Here is a 5000-nt window from a genome sequence, read left to right on the forward strand (position 1 = left end):
AACTCAACCAGCGACATACCGACAGGGTTAGGACGAAAGGTCGAACGCGTGGCAAAGACGCCCATTCTGGCGTTACCGCCCAGACGGGGTGGGCGCACGGTTGGACGCCATCCACCTTCCATTGTCTGATGAAAAACAAAAATCACCCACAAATGGCTGAATGCTTCCAGGCCGCGAACAGCATCGGCCTGGTTATAGGGCGCGAGCAAATGCAGTTCGCCGCAGGCGCTTTTCACCAGACCTGGCTGGCGCGGAACGGCGAACTTTTCTTTATAAGGAGAGCGGATAACGCCTATTTGCTCGAACTGAAAATGACTCATTTAGACGAAATGTTCAGAGCAGAACCGATGCAAACTGCCTGACGATAGCAGCCCGGCGTCCCGCTGGTTACTTCGCAGCTGTGCAGCAATACCGCATTTGCTTTCATTTTAGAGGCGTTAATCTGCATGCGTTTGCGTGCGGTTGGAATGCTCGGCGGGGAATCCTGGTTGGATGCCTGGCAGGATTCCCCGCTGACTTCGCCGAGATCGCGGAACGGTTTGCCCACTAAATCTTCAGCGTTAGTGATGATTCTTACCGGCGTCGCGCGCGGTGCTTTTGGTTTTTCCGGCTCCGCTTTTGGCGGGGTAGCGGTGCTTTGAACGGGTTCAACAGGGGATCTGCTTAACATAGAACAGCCGCTCAGCATGAGTGCTACTAAACAGATCGGTAAAGCACGCATAATATTTCCTCAATGAATGATCTAAACGTCAGATATTGAATCAGGTGCTTGCATAAATGACAAGACGGGCAAGCGCCCGTCCTGATGATATTACAGATTGTGAAAACAGCCTAAAATTACCAGCCTTTAACAGCACCGCCGTTGAAGACTTTGTTTGCCGCTTCGTAAACTTCGTCTGATTGGTATGCTTCAACGAATTTCTTCACGTTCTCAGCATCTTTATTGTCTTCACGCGTCACGATCAGGTTTACGTACGGAGAATCTTTATCTTCAACAAAGATACCGTCTTTTGCTGGCGTCAGGCCGATCTGGCTGGCATAGGTGGTGTTGATGACTGCCAGCGCGATTTGCGCGTCATCCAGTGAGCGTGGCAACTGCGGCGCTTCCAGTTCAACCAGCTTCAGGTTTTTCGGGTTTTCAATCACGTCCAGCGCGGTCGGCAGAAGGCCAACGCCATCTTTCAGTTTAATCAAACCGACTTTCTGCAGCAGTAGCAGGGAACGGCCGAGGTTAGTCGGGTCGTTTGGAATAGCGACCTGAGAGCCATCCTGCAGTTCATCCAGTGATTTGATTTTTTTGGAGTAGCCTGCAATCGGATAAACAAAGGTATTACCTACGGCAACCAGTTTGTAACCACGATCTTTGATCTGCTGATCCAGGTACGGTTTGTGCTGGAAGGCGTTAGCATCGATATCGCCTTTGCTCAGCGCTTCGTTAGGCAGAACGTAATCGTTAAACGTGACCAGCTCAACGTCCAGACCGTATTTTTCTTTAGCCACTTTCTGGGCGACTTCAGCAACCTGCTGCTCTGCGCCAACGATAACACCCACTTTGATGTGGTTAGGATCTTTTTCATCCTGGCCACAACCCACAAGTGCCAGAGAACCGATTAGGGCTCCAACTGCCGCAAAGGTTTTGAATTTGAACGCCATGCTTATTTCCTTTTCTTAATGAGTTTTTAGTGTTGTGTGTAACGTTATTTGTGCGTGACTACCCGGACGATGCGATCGCCAGATAACTGAATTAAATAAACCAGAACGACGAGCAATACCAGTACTGTATTCATTACGGTAGCGTTATACCCAATGTAGCCATACTGATAGCCAATCTGGCCAAGACCACCGGCACCGACAGCACCGCCCATCGCCGAGTAACCAACCAGCGTGATGAGGGTGATGGTGGCCGCATTGACCAGCCCTGGCAGCGCTTCTGGCAGTAATACCTTACGAACAATCTGCAGCGGTGTAGCGCCCATCGCACGTGAGGCTTCAATCAGCCCGGTCGGGATTTCCAGCAGGGCGTTTTCCACCATACGAGCAATAAATGGCGCGGCGCCGACGGTCAGCGGGACGATAGCGGCCTGCAGTCCGATAGAGGTGCCTACGATCATGCGGGTGAACGGAATCATCCACACCAATAAGATGATGAACGGGATGGAACGGAAAATGTTCACCAGTGCAGAGAGCGTACGGTAGAGCTTCGCATTCTCAATGATTTGCCCCGGGCGCGTGACGTACAACAGCACGCCAACCGGCAGACCAATCACAAAACCAAAAAAACCGGACACAAAGGTCATTGCCAGCGTTTCCCATACGCCGCGAACCAGCAGCCACATCATCGGCTCAGACATAACCCAGTACCTCTACTTTTACATGGTGTTCCTGCAACCAGTTGATGGCTGCTTGTGTATCTTCCTGTGTGCCGTGCATTTCAGTCAGCATGATGCCGAACTTCACGCCGCCGGCGTAATCCATCTGCGCGCTAATAATGTTGTTATTCACGTTAAAGCGACGGGCCGTCTCAGAGAGTAGCGGCGCATCGACCGAATGACCGGTGAATTCCATACGCAACATCGGCACGCTGTCGGCTTGCGGCTCTGCTTTTAAACGTTCCTGATAATCTTCCGGAATATCCAGGTGCAGCGTGGACTGGATAAACTTCTGCGCCAGCGGAGTTTTGGGGTGTGAGAACACTTCGCTGACGGTGTCCTGCTCAATCAGTTCGCCATTACTGATGACCGCGACGCAGTCACAAATGCGTTTTACAACGTCCATCTCATGGGTAATCAGCAGAATGGTGAGACCCAGGCGACGGTTAATGTCTTTCAACAATTCCAGAATCGAGCGGGTTGTTGCTGGGTCAAGGGCGCTGGTGGCTTCATCGCACAGCAGTACTTTGGGATTACTTGCCAGAGCACGGGCGATCGCCACACGCTGTTTTTGTCCACCGGAAAGGTTGGCCGGGTAGCTGTCGTGCTTGTCGCCAAGACCGACTAAATCCAGCAGCTCTGTTACACGGCGTTTAATCTCTTCTTTTGGTGTGTTATCCAGTTCCAGCGGCAGCGCAACGTTGCCAAACACGGTGCGGGAAGAGAGCAGGTTAAAGTGCTGGAAAATCATGCCAATTTGACGGCGCGCTTTAGTCAGCCCGGATTCAGATAGCGTCGTCAGCTCCTGGCCGCCGACCTGAACACTGCCTTCGGTGGGGCGCTCTAGCAGGTTTACGCAGCGGATGAGCGTACTTTTACCGGCACCGGAGGCGCCAATAACGCCATAAATCTGCCCGGCAGGAACATGCAGGCTGACATTGTTTAGCGCCTGAATGGTGCGAGTCCCCTGCTGGAACACTTTGGTGATATTCGAAAGTTTAATCATTGGTTATTTATTATCGTAATTAAGTTAGCCGTGGCATTTTCGTCTGTCTGGGACGGTCGACGCCGTCAACAAGATGGATGTTAAGGCATCCAGACGTCTAAATCAATCTAGCTTTGCACGATGAGCACTTTCTTGCCCGCCGAAACATGCGATACTAGAGCCACATGCCTTATTCAGGAGCTATAAAAGGTGGCAAAATCTGTACCCGCAATTTTTCTCGACCGTGACGGCACTATTAATGTGGACCACGGTTACGTCCATGAGATCGACGAGTTCGAATTTATCGACGGCGTTATTGATGCCATGCGTGAACTTAAAAAGATGGGTTATGCGCTGATTGTCGTGACGAACCAGTCTGGTATTGCCCGTGGCAAATTTACCGAGGCACAATTCGAAACGTTGACAGAGTGGATGGATTGGTCATTGGCCGATCGTGATGTTGATCTGGATGGTATCTATTATTGTCCTCATCATCCGCAGGGCACAGTCGAAGAGTACCGCCAGGTCTGCGACTGCCGTAAACCGCATCCGGGTATGTTTATCTCAGCGCGAGACTTTCTGCACATCGATATGGCTGCTTCTTATATGGTGGGCGATAAAATAGAAGATATGCAGGCGGCGACAGCTGCAAATGTAGGAACGAAGGTATTAGTGCGCACTGGCAAGCCAGTCACTCCGGAAGCAGAAAATGCGGCAGATTTAGTGCTAAATAGTCTGGCGGACCTGCCAATGGCGATAAAAAAGCAGCAAAAGTAAGCGTTATGGATAAAAGGTGAGCGGTTGAAACAAAAATGCATTTTTCCGCTTGTCTTCCTGGGTCGACTCCCTATAATGCGCCTCCATCGACACGGCGGATGTGAATCACTTCACACAAACTAGCCGGGCCGGTTGAAGAGAGAAACCTGAAAATGAGGGTTGACTCTGAAAGAGGAAAGCGTAATATACGCCACCTCGCGACAGAGCGCTAAAGCGCGTCGCAACTGCTCTTTAACAATTTATCAGACAATCTGTGTGGGCACTCGAAGATACGGATTCTTAACGTCGCAAGACGAAAAATGAATACCAAGTCTCTGAGTGAACACGTAATTCATTACGAAGTTTAATTCACGAGCATCAAACTTAAATTGAAGAGTTTGATCATGGCTCAGATTGAACGCTGGCGGCAGGCCTAACACATGCAAGTCGAACGGTAGCACAGAGGAGCTTGCTCCTTGGGTGACGAGTGGCGGACGGGTGAGTAATGTCTGGGAAACTGCCCGATGGAGGGGGATAACTACTGGAAACGGTAGCTAATACCGCATAATGTCGCAAGACCAAAGAGGGGGACCTTCGGGCCTCTTGCCATCGGATGTGCCCAGATGGGATTAGCTAGTAGGTGGGGTAACGGCTCACCTAGGCGACGATCCCTAGCTGGTCTGAGAGGATGACCAGCCACACTGGAACTGAGACACGGTCCAGACTCCTACGGGAGGCAGCAGTGGGGAATATTGCACAATGGGCGCAAGCCTGATGCAGCCATGCCGCGTGTATGAAGAAGGCCTTCGGGTTGTAAAGTACTTTCAGCGAGGAGGAAGGCGTTGTGGTTAATAACCGCAGCGATTGACGTTACTCGCAGAAGAAGCACC

Annotated in this window: 6 protein-coding genes and 1 rRNA gene (1 of these 7 running past the window's edge); 2 read left to right on the forward strand and 5 right to left on the reverse strand. The window is 51.1% G+C overall.

The window, feature by feature from the left end; translation table 11 throughout:
* The 5 genes from tsaA to metN form a co-directional block, all read right to left on the reverse strand.
* A partial coding sequence (gene tsaA, locus JTI85_RS05415; RefSeq protein ID WP_219352226.1) for a tRNA (N6-threonylcarbamoyladenosine(37)-N6)-methyltransferase TrmO occupies window positions 1-320 on the reverse strand: 320 nt, incomplete at its 3' end.
* Window positions 317-721, reverse strand: coding sequence for an Rcs stress response system protein RcsF (rcsF, locus tag JTI85_RS05420; RefSeq protein ID WP_040230040.1), 405 nt, complete (start codon window positions 719-721; stop codon window positions 317-319). The genes tsaA and rcsF, both read right to left, overlap by 4 nt.
* Window positions 722-837: 116 nt before the next feature.
* A complete protein-coding gene (gene metQ, locus JTI85_RS05425) occupies window positions 838-1653 on the reverse strand; it encodes a methionine ABC transporter substrate-binding lipoprotein MetQ (protein WP_003829145.1) in 816 nt (271 codons plus the stop codon).
* 44 nt (window positions 1654-1697) lie between these two features.
* On the reverse strand, window positions 1698-2351 hold the full coding sequence (locus tag JTI85_RS05430) for a methionine ABC transporter permease MetI (RefSeq protein ID WP_006686810.1): 654 nt from the start codon (window positions 2349-2351) through the stop codon (window positions 1698-1700).
* Entirely contained in the window at window positions 2344-3375 is a 1032-nt protein-coding gene (gene metN, locus JTI85_RS05435) for a methionine ABC transporter ATP-binding protein MetN (protein ID WP_116360701.1), read from the reverse strand. Before metN ends, JTI85_RS05430 begins: the two co-directional genes overlap by 8 nt.
* Before the next feature lie 189 nt (window positions 3376-3564).
* Between metN and gmhB the strand changes: the two genes are divergently transcribed.
* Together gmhB and JTI85_RS05445 are read left to right on the forward strand one after the other, a co-directional pair.
* A complete protein-coding gene (gene gmhB, locus JTI85_RS05440) occupies window positions 3565-4131 on the forward strand; it encodes a D-glycero-beta-D-manno-heptose 1,7-bisphosphate 7-phosphatase (protein ID WP_048212629.1) in 567 nt (188 codons plus the stop codon).
* Window positions 4132-4496: 365 nt separating this feature from the next.
* A 16S ribosomal RNA gene (locus JTI85_RS05445) occupies window positions 4497-5000 on the forward strand; it runs 1036 nt beyond the window's last position.

The organism is Citrobacter sp. Colony219 (assembly GCF_019382635.1).
Taxonomy (GTDB): domain Bacteria; phylum Pseudomonadota; class Gammaproteobacteria; order Enterobacterales; family Enterobacteriaceae; genus Citrobacter; species Citrobacter youngae.